The 14,632-nt window shown below is 68.7% G+C and carries 16 protein-coding genes; 7 read left to right on the top strand and 9 right to left on the bottom strand.

Annotation, left to right across the window (positions count from 1 at the left end):
• Positions 1-17: 17 nt before the first annotated feature.
• From ACFVMC_RS01105 to ACFVMC_RS01090, 4 genes are read right to left on the bottom strand one after another with little or no spacing between them, the layout of a single operon-like run.
• The gene (locus ACFVMC_RS01105) at positions 18-365 is read right to left on the bottom strand and encodes a YbaB/EbfC family nucleoid-associated protein (RefSeq protein ID WP_379205766.1); all 348 of its coding nucleotides are present in this window, start codon (positions 363-365) and stop codon (positions 18-20) included.
• Positions 365-709, bottom strand: a complete 345-nt coding sequence (locus tag ACFVMC_RS01100; RefSeq protein WP_379205765.1) for a hypothetical protein — start codon at positions 707-709, stop codon at positions 365-367. Before ACFVMC_RS01100 ends, ACFVMC_RS01105 begins: the two co-directional genes overlap by 1 nt.
• Complete coding sequence (locus tag ACFVMC_RS01095; RefSeq protein WP_379205764.1) at positions 706-1,836, bottom strand: C40 family peptidase; 1,131 nt, start codon at positions 1,834-1,836, stop codon at positions 706-708. The genes ACFVMC_RS01100 and ACFVMC_RS01095 overlap by 4 nt, the downstream gene beginning before the upstream one ends.
• A 4-nt stretch (positions 1,837-1,840) precedes the next feature.
• Positions 1,841-2,161 carry a hypothetical protein gene (locus ACFVMC_RS01090; RefSeq protein WP_379205763.1) on the bottom strand — a complete coding sequence of 107 codons (321 nt, stop codon included), beginning with the start codon at positions 2,159-2,161 and terminating at the stop codon, positions 1,841-1,843.
• 160 nt (positions 2,162-2,321) lie between these two features.
• Between ACFVMC_RS01090 and upp the strand changes: the two genes are divergently transcribed.
• Positions 2,322-2,945, top strand: a complete 624-nt coding sequence (upp, locus tag ACFVMC_RS01085; protein WP_379205762.1) for a uracil phosphoribosyltransferase — start codon at positions 2,322-2,324, stop codon at positions 2,943-2,945.
• 2 nt (positions 2,946-2,947) lie between these two features.
• Here the strand turns inward: upp and ACFVMC_RS01080 are convergent, their stop codons facing one another.
• Positions 2,948-4,441 (bottom strand): phospho-sugar mutase, encoded by a 1,494-nt coding sequence (locus ACFVMC_RS01080; RefSeq protein ID WP_379205761.1) that lies wholly within the window; start codon positions 4,439-4,441, stop codon positions 2,948-2,950.
• A complete protein-coding gene (locus tag ACFVMC_RS01075; protein WP_379205760.1) occupies positions 4,442-5,221 on the bottom strand; it encodes a purine-nucleoside phosphorylase in 780 nt (259 codons plus the stop codon). It abuts the gene before it with no gap.
• A 115-nt stretch (positions 5,222-5,336) separates the two neighbouring features.
• Between ACFVMC_RS01075 and ACFVMC_RS01070 the strand changes: the two genes are divergently transcribed.
• The 3 genes from ACFVMC_RS01070 (at position 5,337) to ACFVMC_RS01060 (ending at position 8,636) form a co-directional block, all read left to right on the top strand.
• Positions 5,337-6,041, top strand: a complete 705-nt coding sequence (locus ACFVMC_RS01070) for an enoyl-CoA hydratase-related protein (protein ID WP_379205759.1) — start codon at positions 5,337-5,339, stop codon at positions 6,039-6,041.
• A 130-nt stretch (positions 6,042-6,171) separates the two neighbouring features.
• The gene (locus tag ACFVMC_RS01065) at positions 6,172-7,350 is read left to right on the top strand and encodes a M20 family metallopeptidase (protein WP_379207746.1); all 1,179 of its coding nucleotides are present in this window, start codon (positions 6,172-6,174) and stop codon (positions 7,348-7,350) included.
• On the top strand, positions 7,347-8,636 hold the full coding sequence (locus ACFVMC_RS01060) for a M20 family metallopeptidase (RefSeq protein WP_379205758.1): 1,290 nt from the start codon (positions 7,347-7,349) through the stop codon (positions 8,634-8,636). Before ACFVMC_RS01065 ends, ACFVMC_RS01060 begins: the two co-directional genes overlap by 4 nt.
• Positions 8,637-8,700: 64 nt before the next feature.
• Here the strand turns inward: ACFVMC_RS01060 and ACFVMC_RS01055 are convergent, their stop codons facing one another.
• Complete coding sequence (locus ACFVMC_RS01055) at positions 8,701-9,177, bottom strand: gamma-glutamylcyclotransferase (protein ID WP_379205757.1); 477 nt, start codon at positions 9,175-9,177, stop codon at positions 8,701-8,703.
• 173 nt (positions 9,178-9,350) lie between these two features.
• Between ACFVMC_RS01055 and ACFVMC_RS01050 the strand changes: the two genes are divergently transcribed.
• The 3 genes from ACFVMC_RS01050 (at position 9,351) to ACFVMC_RS01040 (ending at position 13,304) form a co-directional block, all read left to right on the top strand.
• Entirely contained in the window at positions 9,351-10,754 is a 1,404-nt protein-coding gene (locus tag ACFVMC_RS01050) for an NAD(P)H-quinone dehydrogenase (RefSeq protein WP_379205756.1), read from the top strand.
• Positions 10,755-10,972: 218 nt separating this feature from the next.
• On the top strand, positions 10,973-11,992 hold the full coding sequence (locus ACFVMC_RS01045) for a hypothetical protein (RefSeq protein ID WP_379205755.1): 1,020 nt from the start codon (positions 10,973-10,975) through the stop codon (positions 11,990-11,992).
• 73 nt (positions 11,993-12,065) lie between these two features.
• The gene (locus tag ACFVMC_RS01040; protein WP_379205754.1) at positions 12,066-13,304 is read left to right on the top strand and encodes a hypothetical protein; all 1,239 of its coding nucleotides are present in this window, start codon (positions 12,066-12,068) and stop codon (positions 13,302-13,304) included.
• Positions 13,305-13,897: 593 nt separating this feature from the next.
• Here the strand turns inward: ACFVMC_RS01040 and ACFVMC_RS01035 are convergent.
• The gene (locus tag ACFVMC_RS01035; protein WP_379205753.1) at positions 13,898-14,131 is read right to left on the bottom strand and encodes a hypothetical protein; all 234 of its coding nucleotides are present in this window, start codon (positions 14,129-14,131) and stop codon (positions 13,898-13,900) included.
• Between the two features lie 254 nt (positions 14,132-14,385).
• Positions 14,386-14,622, bottom strand: a complete 237-nt coding sequence (locus ACFVMC_RS01030; RefSeq protein WP_379205752.1) for a hypothetical protein — start codon at positions 14,620-14,622, stop codon at positions 14,386-14,388.
• Between the last annotated feature and the right edge of the window lie 10 nt (positions 14,623-14,632).

The following is a 14,632-nucleotide window of genomic DNA, read 5'->3' as shown; positions in this document are numbered from 1 at the left end:
CCTAACGACTCGCCGAGTCAGGCACGATCCGGCCCGCCCCCAACGGTGCCCGAAGCGTCCGTTCCGGCCGGAACGAACGACTCGTTCAGTGCGGCAATGACGTTCGAGCGCTGCCCGCCGGCGTCCTCCGCGGCCTGCCGACAGGCCCAGACGATCAGCTGCGAGACGTCGGCGGGCGCCATCGACGTGACCGTCTCCGAGAGCTGTAGCGCGACCAGGGCACCGTCGCTGTCCACCTCGACGCTGACCGCGCCGTCCTCGGTGGTGAAGGCGCCACGCACCTGCTTGAGGCCGTACAGCGCGGCCTCGAGGGCTTCCAGCTTCGCCGTCGCGTTGGCGACCAGCGCGTCCATTTCGGCACTCATCAGACCGGCCTCATCCAGCTCGTTTGCCCTGTGTCGGCGTCATCGATGCGGTCCAGTTCGTCGACCGCCTGCTGCCGGGTCGGCAGCCCCAGCTTGTCCAGCACCTCGGCGGACATGCCCGTCTCGGCCAGCACCTCGCGGCGGCGAGCCCGGGCGGCGATCGCGGAGCGCTTGGTCAGGCGCAGAATCTCGGCCGCGAGAGCCTGTGCGCCGTAGCGGTATTCGCTGCGCTCGAACTTGATCTCGACCGGCATGCCCTGATCGGTGGCGCGTACCGCGATGGTGCCGGACCGGTTCTGGCTGACCGCCAGGGTGACGTTCGGAATCTCCTGCGGGTTGGTCATGACGTCGGCCTGTAGAAGCCGTAGAACTCCATACCAATGTTCTCCGTTCGGATGGAACTGACCGAGACCGGATCGCCGGCCTCGACGAGTTGCCCGTTGCCGATGACCATGGCGACGTGACCGTCCCATACGGCCAGGTCGCCGGGCTGTAGATCGCCGGGCGAGATCTGCTGGTGTCCGATGTGCTGTTCCTGGGCCAGGCGGGGCAGCTCGACGCCGGCCTCGCTGTAGGCCCATTTCGTCAGGCCGGAGCAGTCGATGCCGCTCTTGGGGTCGTTGCCGCCCCACAGATACGGGGTGCCGACCGCCGAGAGCGCCGAGGTGACCGCCTTGGCGGCCTTCTCGTTCGGCGCCTCGACCACGCTGCCGTCGGGCAGCGTGACCTTCACGCCGCCGTTCTCCGTCTTCTCGGTCTTGACCTCGTTGTTCGCCTTGAGCGAGCTGCTCGGGCTGGAGGTGGTGTTCTTGTTGGTCCCCGAGACCTGGCTGGTGGCGCTGCTCACCAGGGAGGCGCCGGTACTGAGCGCGGTGGAGGCCAGGCTGGCACCGGTACCGCTGGTCAGGCTGTCCAAGGCGGATTTCGCGGTGGTGAGCAGGTTGGTGCCGGTGGACGCGGGCGTCGTGGAGGGCGCCGGGGTCAGCTCGTTCATGCTCGCGGTGGAGGTGCTGAGCTCGGTCTGGGTCTTGTTCACCACGGCGATGCCCTGATTCAGGTGATCGATCGCGGTGCTCACCAGGGCGGTCAGGCCGACCGGGTTGGTGATGTTGGGCAGCAGGGTGGTCGCGTCGCTGATGAACGACTGTACGACCGTGTCGAGCTGCTTCTGGCCCGTCTCGATCTGTGCGGCAGCCTGATTGACGACCGCGGCCATCTCGGTCAGCGCGTCCGAGGTCTGCGCCGAGGAGGACTGCACGCGCAGTGCCTTCGCGGTGGCCGAGTCGGCGGTCATGCCGTCCAGGGCGGTGTTGAGCTGGTTGATGCTGCTCTTGCCGAGCGTGTGCAGCGCCTCGAGCGCGCTGGAGGCCGAGGTCAGCGAATCGGAGGCGCCGCCGGAGGGGATCACTCCGGAACCGAAGCTGGACAGCAGGCTGAGCAGCGGCTGGGCCAGCAGATTGATATCGATCACCGGCTCATCCGTCCTGGTCGGCGGACTTGAACGCGACCGCGGTGCTCAGGTCTTGTTCGGCGATCGCGGTGGCGGCGGAGCCGGTGGCCAGGCCCATGCTCGACAGCACCGCCGACAGCTGCGCGATGGTCGCGACCTGCCCGGCGTGCGCCGCGGAGTAGGCGGCCATGAAATCACCGCCGATCAACCCCATGATCGGTCCGAGTAAGGCGGGATTGCCGCCCGCCGCACTCGTGGCCGCGGCGGCCATCTCGGTGGCCATCACCTCGGCGCTGGCGCTGTAAGTGGCGATGCCCTCGGCGTCGGCCGAAAACTTCCGTGCCATTGGTGCTTCCCCCATCCGTGTGTTCCCAGGCAGCGTAATCCATCCACTGACTTCGACGCGCCGTGTCGTGATTCGGTTCCAGCTCGCCGAAAAAACATTCTCGATGACCCCACCTGAAGAACGCTCGCGTCGAGCTCGGCTTCGACCTTATCGTTTCGGAATGCGTACGCACAGCGTGGACCACCCACTCGCCGCCGCCTTGTTGACCACCATGCGCGACGCGCGCACGCCCAACGCGGCGTTCCGCGCGGCGCTGCGCGATCTGACCAGGGTGCTGATCTACGAGGCGCTGCGCGACGCGCCGGTGACCCGATTCGAGATCGCCACGCCGGTGCGGGCCACCGAGGGGGTGCGGCTGGCGCAGCCGCCGCTGCTGGTGCCGGTGCTGCGGGCGGGGCTGGGCATGATCGACGCCGCCGTGGAGATGATCCCCGACGCCCGGGTCGGTTTCGTCGGCATCGCCCGGGACGAGGACACCCATCAGCCGGTTCCGTACATGCAGTCGCTGCCCGCGGATCTGGCCGGGCTGCCGGTCTTCGTGCTCGACCCGATGCTGGCCACCGGCGGGTCGATGCGTCACACGCTGGAGTTGCTGGCGGCTCGCGGCGCCACCGACATCACCGCGGTATGCGTTGTCGCGGCACCGGAAGGCATTGCCGCGCTGGAAGATTCAGGTCTTCCGGTGCGGCTGGTGACGGCCGTGGTCGACGCGGGCCTCAACGAGAACGCCTACATCGTCCCGGGCCTGGGCGACGCGGGCGATCGGCAGTTCGGGCCGCGCTAGCGCTACAGCCGGCGGCAGAACTCGGCGATCTCGGCGAGCCGGTGCGCGGCGGCGGTCCGCGTTGCCGCCAGCCCGGCCCGGTCGGCGACCGGCTCGACGACCTCGAGGTAGCACTTCAGCTTCGGCTCGGTGCCCGATGGGCGGATGACCACCCGCAGCCCGGTGCCCTCGAAGATCAGCGCGTCGGTGCGCATCCGGCCGCGTACCTGGAGTTGATCGGTGTACTTCACCGGTTCGCCCGCGATCTGCTCCGGCGGTGCGCCGCGCAGCCGGTCCACCACGGCGGCGGCCGCGTCCGCGTCGGCCAGGCGCAGCGAAACCTGCGCGCCCGCGTGCAGGCCGAATTCCAGGGCGTAGTCATCGAGTTCGTCGAGCAGTGTGCGTCCACGCGCTTTCAGCCGGGCCACCAGATCGGCGGCGACCACGGCGGCGGAGATGCCGTCCTTGTCGCGCACCGCCGCCGGGTCGACGCAGTGGCCGATCGCCTCCTCGTAGGCGTAGACGAGGCCGTTGCCCGCGCGCGCCAGCCATTTGAAGCCGGTGAGCGTCTCGGCGTAGCGGGCGCCGCGGGCGGGCGCCAGCTTCGACAGCAGCCGCGAGGACACGATCGTGGTGGCGACCAGCGCGTCCGGTGGCGCCTGCCCGAGCACGCAGTCGGCGAGCAGCACACCGGTTTCGTCGCCGCGCAGCAGCTGCCAGCCCGCGGCGCCGCGCACCCCGACGGCGCACCGGTCGGCGTCCGGGTCGAGCGCGATCGCGATATCGGCCTCGACCCGTTCGGCCAGTTCGAGCAGCAGGTCGGTGGCGCCGGGCTCCTCGGGGTTCGGGAACGCGACGGTGGGGAAGTCCGGGTCCGGTTCGAATTGCTCGGCCACCACGTGCACATCGGTGAAACCCGCTGCGGCCAGGGCGCGTACGGCCACCGCGCCGCCGACGCCGTGCAGCGCCGTGAGAGCGATCCGGATATCGGCGCGTTCGCCCAAACCGCCGATCAGATCGCGGAGCCGGCCGACCCGATCCAGGTAGCGGCGCACGAGATCGTTGTCGGCGGGGACGACGGGCAAGCGCTCCACGGGTGTGCCGACCGCCTCGATGCAGCGTTCGATCTCGGTGTCGGCGGGTGCGATGAGCTGTGAGCCGCCGTCGAGATACACCTTGTAGCCGTTGTCGGCGGGCGGATTGTGCGAGGCGGTGATCTGCACGCCGGCCACCGCGCCCAATTCCCGGACCGCGTAGGCGACCACGGGCGTCGGCACCGGTTCGGGCAGCAGCAACACCGGGAACCCGGCCGCCGCGAAGATCTCCGCGGTGGCGGTGGCGAACTCGGCGGATCCGTGCCGGGCGTCGCGGCCCACCACCACCGTGCCGCCGCCCAGACAGCGCCCGCGCAGCCAGACGCACAGGCCCGCGGTCACTCGCGACACCGTGTCCACATTCATGCCGTCCGGCCCGTCGCGCAGTGGTCCGCGCAGACCGGCGGTGCCGAACCGCAGCATCTACAACCGTTCCAGCACGCCGCGCAGCAGTTTGCCCAGCCGCGGTGCGGCCGCCTTGCCCTCGGCCAGCACCTCGGCGTGCGAGAGGTGCGCGCCGGAGATGCCCGCCGCCAGGTTGGTGACCAACGAGATACCGAGCAGCCGGGCGCCGAGCGCGCGGGCCGCGATGGCTTCCAGCACCGTGGACATGCCGACCAGGTCGGCGCCCATGGTGCGCAGCATGCGGATCTCGGCGGGGGTCTCGTACTGCGGGCCGGTCAGTCCGGCGTACACGCCGTCGGTCAGGCTCGGATCGATTTCCCTTGCCAGCGTGCGCAATTCGGGATCCCACGCGTCGACCAGGTCGACGAAGGTGGCGCCGGCCAGCGGGGTGCGGCCGGTGAGGTTGAGATGATCGCTGATCAGTACGGGCTCACCGACGTTCAGGTCGCCGCGGATACCGCCCGCGGCATTGGTGAGCAGCACGATCTCCGCGCCGGCCGCGACGGCCGCGGCCACCGGGTGCACCACCTCGGCGGGCTGGTAGCCCTCGTAGAGGTGCTGGCGGCCCATCAGCAGCAGCACGTCCTTGTCGTCCACGGGGACCGAATGCACCATCCCCACATGGCCTTGCGCGCTCGGGGTGCCGAATCCGGGCAGCTCCGGCATCGGGATCGAGGTGCCGGGCGCGCCGATCTCCGCGGCCGCCTCCTGCCAGCCCGATCCCAGCACCACCGCGATCCGGTGACGTCGGACTCCAGTTCGTTCGGCGATAGCCTCAGCGGCCTTTTCGGCAAGCATGAACCTCACGATAGTCGGGTTGTATCGCACCCGCCGGGGGCGGTCGGCTCCCCACTGCCCGGGAAGTTGCTACCCGTCGGTAGGAAAGCCGCGCGCGGGGGGATACGCTGCACGCATGCCCTACCTGGAACGTGAAGGTGATGTGTTCGTCCTGTACCTCGGAGTCGAGGGCCAGACCGACAACGAGAACCGCTTCCACCCGGACTGGATCGATCAGGTGCACGACCTGCTCGACAAGGTGGAGGCCTCCGAGGGCCCGGCCGCGCTGGTGACCACGGCGACGGGCAAATTCTTCAGCAACGGCCTGGACACCGACTGGCTGTTCGGCAACCTGGACCGCATCCACTGGTACCTGGATCGGGTGCACTCGCTCTACACCCGGCTGCTGACCTTCCCGATGCCGACCGTCGCCGCGCTCAACGGCCACGCCTTCGGCGCCGGCGCGATGCTGGCCACCAGCAACGACTTCCGGGTGATGCGCGCCGATCGCGGCTTCTGGTGCCTGCCCGAGGTGAACCTGGGCATGCCCTTCACCGTCGGCATGAACGCGCTGCTGACCGAACGCCTGAGCAACCAGGTGTGCGTGCAGGCCATGACCACCGGCCATCGCTTCCCGGCCGAGGCGGCCATCGCCGCGGGCATCGTGGACGATCAGGCCGATGCCGAGTCGTTGCTGAGCACCGCCGTGGCCCGCGCCGCGGCACTGGCGGGCAACCGCAAGCCGAACCTGCCGGTGATCAAGCAGGCGTTGCACGCCAAGGCGCTTGCCGGGCTCGCGGTGCCGACCACCCCGGAGAACCTGGCGTTCGCCGCCGGATAACTCCGCCGCGTCCCGGGCCGGGACGCACGCCGTGCTCGATTTGCGCGTCAGTGCGACACTGTGTTCCATGCCACCACCGCGTAGCGGTCCGACCGAGTCGCCCGGCGCCCACCGCGCCGGGCGCCCGTCGATGCACGGCACCCGCTCCGACCGGGCCATTCGAGACGCCGCGCCGCGGCTGATCGATCTCTCACATCGAATACACGCGGAACCGGAGCTGGCCTTCGAGGAACACCGCAGTGCGGCCAAGACGATCGAACCGCTGGCCGAACGCGGTTTCGAGATCGAAACCGGCGTCGCCGGGCTGCCCACCGCCTTTCGCGCCAGCTACGGCAGCGGCGAACTGACCGTCGCGCTCTGCGCCGAATACGACGCGCTGCCCGAACTCGGGCACGCCTGCGGACACAACATCATCGCCGCCAGCTCGGTCGGCGCGGCCCTCGGTCTCGCCGAGGTCGCCGACGAACTCGGTCTCACCGTCCAGGTGCTGGGCACCCCCGCCGAGGAAAGCGGCGGCGGCAAGGTGCTGATGCTGGAGCGCGGCATCTTCGACGAGGTCGCGATGGCGCTGATGGTGCACCCGGGCCCGGTCGACATCGTGGACGCGCACTCGCTGGCGCTGGCCGATATCGAGGTGGTGTTCCACGGGCGCGAAGCCCATGCCAGCGCGGCGCCCGAACAGGGCCGGAACGCGGGCGACGCGATCACCGTCGCCCAGGTTGCGATCGGGTTGCTGCGACAACATATCCGGCCTGGCCAGCAACTGCACGGTATAGTCGGCGACGGTGGCGTAGCCCCCAACATCGTGCCCGGACGTGCGGAACTGCTGTATTACCTACGCGCAGTCGACTCCGCATCCCTCGACGAACTGATGCGACGCGCGTCGGCTTGTTTCGAGGCGGGCGCCCTCGCGACCGGCTGCACCCACGAAATCCGGACGCTCGCACCGACATATACCGAGCTGACGCCCGATCCGGCGTTACTGTGTGCCTATCGCGAGCAGATCGCCGACCTCGGCCGGGTGCCGATCGCACCGGAACTCGAGGCGCAGCGACCGCTGGGCAGCACGGATATGGGCAATGTCACCAACATCGTCCCGGGCATCCATCCGGTTATCGGCATCGACGCCGGCGGGGCGGTGACCCACCAGCCCGGTTTCGCCGCGGCGAGCATCACGGCCTCGGCGGATCGCGCCGTCGTCGACGGTGCGCTGGCGCTCGCGCGTACCGCGGTGGCGATAGCTCGCGATGACGTACATAGAGGCAGGTTGTTGCAGCGGCTGGTTCAACGACAGGAGGACATTCGGTGAGTAGTACCGGCGGTTCGACCCCGGCGACGGGCACCGCGGCGGACCACGAGGCAATGGTGGCCGGGGTGGACGCCGCGGAGACGTTGCTACGCACGCAGGGGCCGCGCGCCGTCATCGATACCGTGGCCGCCGGCCGCGCCGCGGTCGACGCCTGGCTGGTCGAACACGCCGTCGACCTGGTCGGCTGGCGACGCCACATCCACGCCAATCCGGAGCTGTCCCGCACCGAGTTCGGAACCACCGAATTCGTCTCCTCGTGGCTCACCAAGGCCGGGTTGAACCCGCAGAAGATGCCCGGCGGCACCGGCCTGATCTGTGATATCGGACCCGCCGACGGCCCGCGCATCGGCCTTCGCGCCGATATGGACGCGCTGCCGCTGCAGGAGTTCACCGGGCTGCCGTTCGCGTCCACCGTGCCGGGCGTCTCGCATGCCTGCGGCCATGACGCGCACACCACCATCCTGCTGGGCACGGCGCTGGCACTGGCGGAGATGAACCTGCCGGTCGGCGTGCGTTTCGTGTTCCAGCCCGCCGAGGAGGTCATGCCCGGCGGCGCGATCGACATGGTCGCCGCCGGCGCGATGGAGGGTGTGGACCGCATCTTCGCGCTGCACTGCGATCCGCGCCTGGAGGTCGGACGGGTCGGAATCCGGGTCGGCGCGATCACCTCGGCCGCCGACACCGTCGAGCTGGTGCTCGACTCACCCGGCGGGCACACCTCGCGACCGCATCTGACCAGCGATCTGGTGTACGCGATCGGCACCGTCATCACCGGTCTGCCCGGTCTGCTCAGCCGCCGGATCGATCCGCGCACCAGCACCGTGATGGTGTGGGGTGCGGTGTCGGCGGGCAAGGCGCCCAACGCGATTCCGCAGACCGGCATGCTCACCGGCACGGTCCGCACCGGTGATCACGCGACCTGGTCGCTGCTGGAGCCGATGGTGCACGAGATCGTCGACGGCCTGCTGGCCCCGACCGGGGTGCGCTACCAGCTGAACTACCGCCGCGGTGTGCCGCCGGTGGTCAACGACGAGCAGTCCACCCGCATGTTCGAGTCGGCGATCCGCGCGCTCGGCCCGGACGCGCTGGCCGACACCCCGCAGTCCGGCGGCGGCGAGGACTTCTCCTGGTACCTGGAGGAGGTGCCGGGCGCGATGGCGCGCCTGGGCGTCTGGTCCGGTCACGGGGAGCAGCTGGACCTGCACCAGCCGACCTTCGATCTGGATGAGCGCGCGCTCGCGGTCGGCGTCCGAGTGCTCAGCAACATCATCCTGCACGCGGGATAACCCGCCTGTCCTACAGCGAAGGCCACCTCCGGATTTCGGAAGGTGGCCTTCGGTGGTCGATGGGCTAGCCGAAGGTGCCGGGGCCGACGTTCTTGCTGTTGCGGGTGCGCAGGGCGTGCACGTAATCCTCGGGGGCGCCGGCTTTTTCGGCCGCGTCGGCGATCACGCCTATGTAGCGCGCGGAGGGCAGGCCGCCCTCGTAGGCGTCGAGTACGTAGAGCCAGGCCAGTACCGTCTCGGCGTTGTTGTTCGGGTTGCGGGTGACGCGCAGGCGGATCTTCTTGTGTATCCCGAAATCGGAACCCTCCCAGCGATCCAGGCGCTCCTCGTCCTCCGGGGACACGTCGTAGAGCACGACGAACACCCGCGAGCCCGGATCCTCGACGACGGTGGCCAGCGGTCCTTCCCAGCCGATATCGTCGCCGGCGAACGTGAGCCGCCAGCCCTCCAACCAGCCCGTTCCGGACATGGGGGAGTGCGGACAGCGCTCGAGCATCTGGGACGAGTCCATGTTCGACCCGTAGGCGGCGTAGATCGGCACGTAGCAAAGGGTAGCCAATGACCGACCCCTGCCGTCCATATCCGGCCCAGACTGTGTTTTTTCCGGCACGGAACGCGGCGTGTTGGGTCCTTGGGTGTGGTTTGCCGCCGTGCGGATAACCTCGTAGGCGTCAGCGCCGGAGATCCCGGTCGACAGCTCGAGCGGAGGTACCCATGACCCGCATTGCCATCATCGGGGGCGGCCCGGCCGGGTACGAGGCGGCGCTGGTCGCCTCGCAGCACGGCGCCTCGGTGACGTTGATCGATTGCGACGGCATCGGCGGCGCGTGCGTGCTGTGGGACTGTGTGCCCTCCAAGACCTTCATCGCCTCCACCGGCGTGCGCACGTCGCTGCGCCGCGCCAAGGACCTGGGCATCACGCTGGAGGCGAGCCAGGCGACCGTGGACATGCCCGAGGTGAATGCTCGCGTGAAAGCGCTGGCGCTGGCCCAGTCCGCCGATATCCGTTCGAAATTGCAGGCCGCCGGGGTGTCGGTGCTGCAGGGCGGCGGCGAGATCCTGGAGGCCGGTGGGCCTTTGGCCGCGCACCGCGTGCTGGCCAAGCTGGCCACCGGCGCCGAGCAGATCATCGAGGCCGAGGTGGTGTTGATCGCCACCGGCGCCAGCCCGCGGGTGCTGCCGGGCGCCGAGCCCGACGGCGAGCGCATCCTGAACTGGCGTCAGCTCTACGATCTGCAGGAGCTGCCGGAAACGCTGGTGGTAGTCGGTTCCGGTGTCACCGGCGCCGAATTCGTCTCGGCCTATACCGAGATGGGCGTGCAGGTGAAGCTGGTCTCCAGCCGGGATCGGGTGCTGCCGGGTGAGGACGCCGACGCGGCGCTGGTGCTGGAGGAGGCGCTGGCCGAGCGCGGTGTCGAGCTGGTCAAGCACGCGCGCGCGGACGCCGTGGAGCGCACGGCGGACGGGATCGTGGTGAAGCTGTCGGACGGGCGCACGGTCACCGGCACGCACGCGCTGATGACGGTCGGCTCCACCCCCAATACCGAGGGGCTCGGGCTGGAGCGGGTCGGCATCGAACTGGATCGCGGCGGTTACCTTCGGGTGGATCGGGTTTCGCGCACCACCGTCCCCGGCATCTACGCCGCCGGTGACTGCACCGGCCTGCTGCCGCTGGCCTCGGTGGCGGCGATGCAGGGCCGGATCGCGATGTATCACGCGCTCGGTGAGGGTGTGCAGCCGATCCGGCTGAAAACCGTTGCCTCCGCCGTGTTCACCCGCCCCGAGATCGCGACGGTCGGGGTCAGCCAGACCGCCATCGACAACGGCGAGGTGCCCGCGCGCACGGTGATGCTGCCGCTGAACACCAATCCGCGCGCCAAGATGTCCGGGCTGCGGCGCGGTTTCGTCAAGATCTTCTGCCGTCCGGCGACCGGTGTGGTGATCGGCGGGGTCGTGGTGGCGCCGATCGCCTCGGAGCTGATCCTGCCGATCGCCCTTGCGGTGCAGAACAATCTGACCGTCAACGATCTGGCCCAGACCTTCTCGGTGTACCCCTCGCTGACCGGCTCGGTCACCGAGGCGGCCCGCCAGCTCATGCGCCACGACGACCTGGACTGACCGCCGCCCGAGGTGATTCCCGGCACGTTCGCCAGTATGGTTGGCGGGGCGGGGTTTTCGCCGCGTTGCCGATACCGCGAACTTGTGGTTGACTCCCCGAAGGAGATGCGATCGGCGGGCGGTCGCGTAGTTGCTGTTGTCGGGGGAGCTAGTCCTTTCAGCACAGGAACGGCGAACGGCCCACGGGTCGTCGGGGAACGTGCGTGAAAGGGACGACAGTGAAACACCGTAAGCCGAACCGGGCGCAGCGGGCGGTGGCGGGGACCACGATGCCGCTGGCGGCAGCTGCCGCCGTGGCGACACTTCTCGCAGCTCCGGCTGGGGCGGTTCCGAACGAGCCGACCACTCCCACCACGCCCGCGCCCGCACCGCAGCAGCCGGGCACCCCGGAGGAGACCCCGGAGACCACCGCTCCGGAGCAGGGTGAGCAGCAGGATCCGGGTCAGCCGACGCCGAGCCAGCCGGGTATCACCACGCCGGATCCCGATCAGGTGAAGCCGGATCCGAAGAAGGATCCCAAGCTGCCGCCGACACAGCCGGGTGTCACCAGCCCGCGCGTCGCCCCCCTTCCGGTTCCGGGTCAGCAGGCCGGGGACAAGCCGGCCGTGGCCACCGATCCGGAATCGGACGCCCCGGTCCAGCCCGGCACCGTCGCGCCGAAGCCGCCGAGTGCCGACAAGCCCGCCGAGCCGGGTACGCCGACGGCGCCGCAATCGCCTGAGGCACAGGAAAACCTGGTGCAGGAGCCACCGCGCTGGCAGGCGCCGCGACTGCAGGCCGCGCCCGCGGCCCCGGTCGTGGAGATGGAGGGCCCGCGCACCGAGGTTTCGGCGAATGTCGACGGCGGCCCGGTGCTGCCCGGCTTCGTGGCCAATACCCACCACTTCAACAACGAGGCCGGTTACGTCGGCACCATCGGTTATCGCACGCCCACCGGCGCGGGTGAGGCCGGTGTGGCGGTGGAGTACCTGACGCCGAACAGCATCAAGATCAGTAGCTACACCGGTGGCGAAGGTCTGGCCGACAACAAGAACTCGTTCGTGCTGGATACCACCCAGGCGAATGCCGCCAAGGCCGCGGTCGAGCAGTGGATCGCCGCTCAGCCGGGTGGCGCCGCTGCACTCGAAGCCGCCGCGCGCGTTACACTGCCGTCGATTATCCCGGCGGGCGATGTGGCGCCGCAGACGGTCAACGTCGGTGGAATCACCACCCAGTGGGGTGGTTCGGTCCAGTACTGAGCCGAGCTGTTTCAACGGGTGGGGCGGTCGTTTTCGACCGCCCCACACGTGTGTCCTGGGGAAAGGATCGGTAGTGGGCTCCGAGGATGATAGGGACAAAGAGTCCGGCCAGTCCCGGTCGGAATTCGGGCCGCCGGTGGGTGATTTCGGCCCGCCCGTCGGTGATTTCGGTGCACCTGTCAACGATTTCGGTGCTCCGGTGGGTGATTTCGGCCCGCCGGTGGACGATTTCGGCGGTCCACCGCTGGATCGCACCGGTCCCGGCTGGAGTGTGCCGTCCGCACCCGATCAGCCGGATCTGGGTTGGCGGCCCGCCGGTGAGGTAGCGCCGCCGTCCACGCCGACCTACCGCGCGCCGGAGCCGCAGCGCCCGCAACAGCCGGCGCCCGCCGACTTCGGTCCGGAAGTGACCGCGGAGCCGTCCTCGGCGGCCACGACCCGCTACCAGACACCGCCGGTCGCGAGCCCGTCCGCCGATGCTTCCTCGGCCGCGACCACCCGCTACCAGACCGCTCCGCCCACGGACACCTCGACCGCGGCGACCACCCGCTACCAGACCGCTCCGCCCGCGGACGCCTCGACCACCCGCTACCAGGCCGCGCCCGCCGACGAGCCCGAGCCGCGCTGGTCGGGCCGTGACGATTACAACCTCGATGACGACGAGCCGGCGCCGTCGCGCGCGTCCTCATCGTCGTCGCTGATCTCGTGGGACGACGATCCGATCGCGCAGCGCCTCGCGCCGGGCGCGTCCACGACCAAGCCGCCCGCCAAGAATGGCCGAGGCCGCTGGATCATGCTCGGCGCCGCAGGCATCCTCGCGGTCGTGATCGGCTTGGTCGCCACCGTCATCGCGCTGAACCGCAATCCCGGCGGCGACGAGGACGGCAAGCCGACGGCCGCGCCGCCGCTGCCGTCGACAACGGCTGCGTTGAACTGCCCCGCCACTACCAATGGCGACTTGACGACCGGCAACGGCGTGGGCAATACCACCAGTGGCACCGGCGCGATCCTGGGATTCCAGTACGGTTTCTATGTCGAGCGGAGCGGTGAGAAGGCGCGCGAATATGTCGCGCCGGACGCGCCGTTGATCGCGACCGCGGATCATATGCAGACGGCGATCAACAACGAGATCCCCCGGGGTACCACTCATTGTCTGCGGATCCTGGCCGTCGGGCCGGACACTTATTCGGTGGATTTGACCACGGTTCACCCGAATTCCAACCAGCCGATCGTCTACCCACAAACGGTCACCACGGTCATCCGGGATGGAAAGACATTGGTCTACACCATCGAAAAGCGCGCCGGGCATTAGCCCGACACAGTGATGAACTCCTGGTCGGCGTCATGATTCCAACCAGGAGTTCATTTGTTTTGCAGTACTTGCGATTACGGGGCGACCTGCAAGGTCGTGAGTCCGGACTCGCGGATCGGTGTTACCGAGCGCTGATGCGCCTGGAGTTCCGTTACGGTCGCGGCCCTGTGCCTACTTGTGTCACCCGATTCCGGGCTGGCGGGGGATCCAGGTCAGGATTCCTGGCTGAGTTGGAGGCGGAGCGCTCGAGCAATAGAAGGTGACTATTTCTCCGGACGGTTGACGCGCCTGTGCCGCCTTGCCTTCAATGCAGGGTTCAGTGGGGTAGACGTACCCTTCGGCCGATGCCGCAGGGATGGTCAGCAGTAGTGCGCCGACGGCCAGCGAGCCGACAGCGAGTCCACGTGCGATGCGTTTCATTTCCACTCCGTTCGTCGTGATTCGATCCGATAATTGAGGAATCGCTCACGAGGCGATGTCAGACGCTGAGCTGAATCACTGAGCGATGCAATGCAATCAGTGCGCTAGCAGATGAACTCCTGGTCGGTGTCGTGATCCGGCCAGGAGTTCACTGCGTTTCGTAATGCTTGCGATTACGGGGCGACCTGCCAGGTCATGAGTCCGGGCTGCACACCGGGCGCGTTGAGCGTGCACATGAGAATTGTTTCGTTGCCTGCCCGATCGTGGCCCGACTTGCGCAGGCCGACGGTGCCGCATCCTTCGCCGACGTTGGGGAAGTCCGGAGAGCTGTGTGCTGCGGGGACCGACAGCAGCAGCGCACCGGCGGCCAGAGCGCCGACAGCGAGACCGCGCGCGATGGATTTCATGGTTACTCCAATTCGTCGTGATTCGTACCGATCACCGAATTGGACGCAGGCAGTTGATGTTTGGATCCCCTCTGTGTCGCTGGTCACATGAGACTCGGGAGCCGGATGTCTTATCTTCACCGAAGATCTCCAGAGTTCGGCGATATGCGATTTCCTGAAGGAATCAGCCTGTGGGGCAGGTGAACTCCTGCTGGTTCGGGTTGCCGAGTGGGCCGATCGGACCAGACCAGGAGTTCCGCTGTCGGCTCTTGTGGCTAGTTGACGCCCGGCTGCTTGAAGGTCTTGAACTCCCAGATGTAGAAACTGCCGACGGGGCTGATGCACTTGTACACCGCCACGCGGTTGTCTTCGGGCTGGAACTGTTCCAGGGTGGCGCCGGGGGCGTTGCACGCGTCTCCGGTCTTGACGTTTGCGTTCGCAGCCGGCGAGGCAAGGGCGATGGCGCCCACGGTCATTGCGCCGATTGCAAGTGCAGAGGCGATGCGCTTCATGGCTTTTCGT

The sequence above is a fragment of the Nocardia sp. NPDC127579 genome, assembly GCF_042672005.1.
In the GTDB taxonomy this organism is placed as follows: domain Bacteria; phylum Actinomycetota; class Actinomycetes; order Mycobacteriales; family Mycobacteriaceae; genus Nocardia.
Note: the sequence above shows the minus strand (reverse complement) of the source record. Positions and strands in the feature narration are given on the sequence as shown.

Bases quoted from the DNA above. Each gene is read 5' to 3' on its own strand.
- ACFVMC_RS01105 (WP_379205766.1), bottom strand. From the start codon at position 365: ATGAGTGCCGAAATGGACGCGCTGGTCGCCAACGCGACGGCGAAGCTG.
- ACFVMC_RS01100 (WP_379205765.1), bottom strand. From the start codon at position 709: ATGACCAACCCGCAGGAGATTCCGAACGTCACCCTGGCGGTCAGCCAG.
- ACFVMC_RS01090 (WP_379205763.1), bottom strand. From the start codon at position 2,161: ATGGCACGGAAGTTTTCGGCCGACGCCGAGGGCATCGCCACTTACAGC.
- upp (WP_379205762.1), top strand. From the start codon at position 2,322: ATGCGTACGCACAGCGTGGACCACCCACTCGCCGCCGCCTTGTTGACC.
- ACFVMC_RS01080 (WP_379205761.1), bottom strand. From the start codon at position 4,441: ATGCTGCGGTTCGGCACCGCCGGTCTGCGCGGACCACTGCGCGACGGG.
- ACFVMC_RS01075 (WP_379205760.1), bottom strand. From the start codon at position 5,221: ATGCTTGCCGAAAAGGCCGCTGAGGCTATCGCCGAACGAACTGGAGTC.
- ACFVMC_RS01070 (WP_379205759.1), top strand. From the start codon at position 5,337: ATGCCCTACCTGGAACGTGAAGGTGATGTGTTCGTCCTGTACCTCGGA.
- ACFVMC_RS01065 (WP_379207746.1), top strand. From the start codon at position 6,172: ATGCACGGCACCCGCTCCGACCGGGCCATTCGAGACGCCGCGCCGCGG.
- ACFVMC_RS01050 (WP_379205756.1), top strand. From the start codon at position 9,351: ATGACCCGCATTGCCATCATCGGGGGCGGCCCGGCCGGGTACGAGGCG.
- ACFVMC_RS01035 (WP_379205753.1), bottom strand. From the start codon at position 14,131: ATGAAATCCATCGCGCGCGGTCTCGCTGTCGGCGCTCTGGCCGCCGGT.
- ACFVMC_RS01030 (WP_379205752.1), bottom strand. From the start codon at position 14,622: ATGAAGCGCATCGCCTCTGCACTTGCAATCGGCGCAATGACCGTGGGC.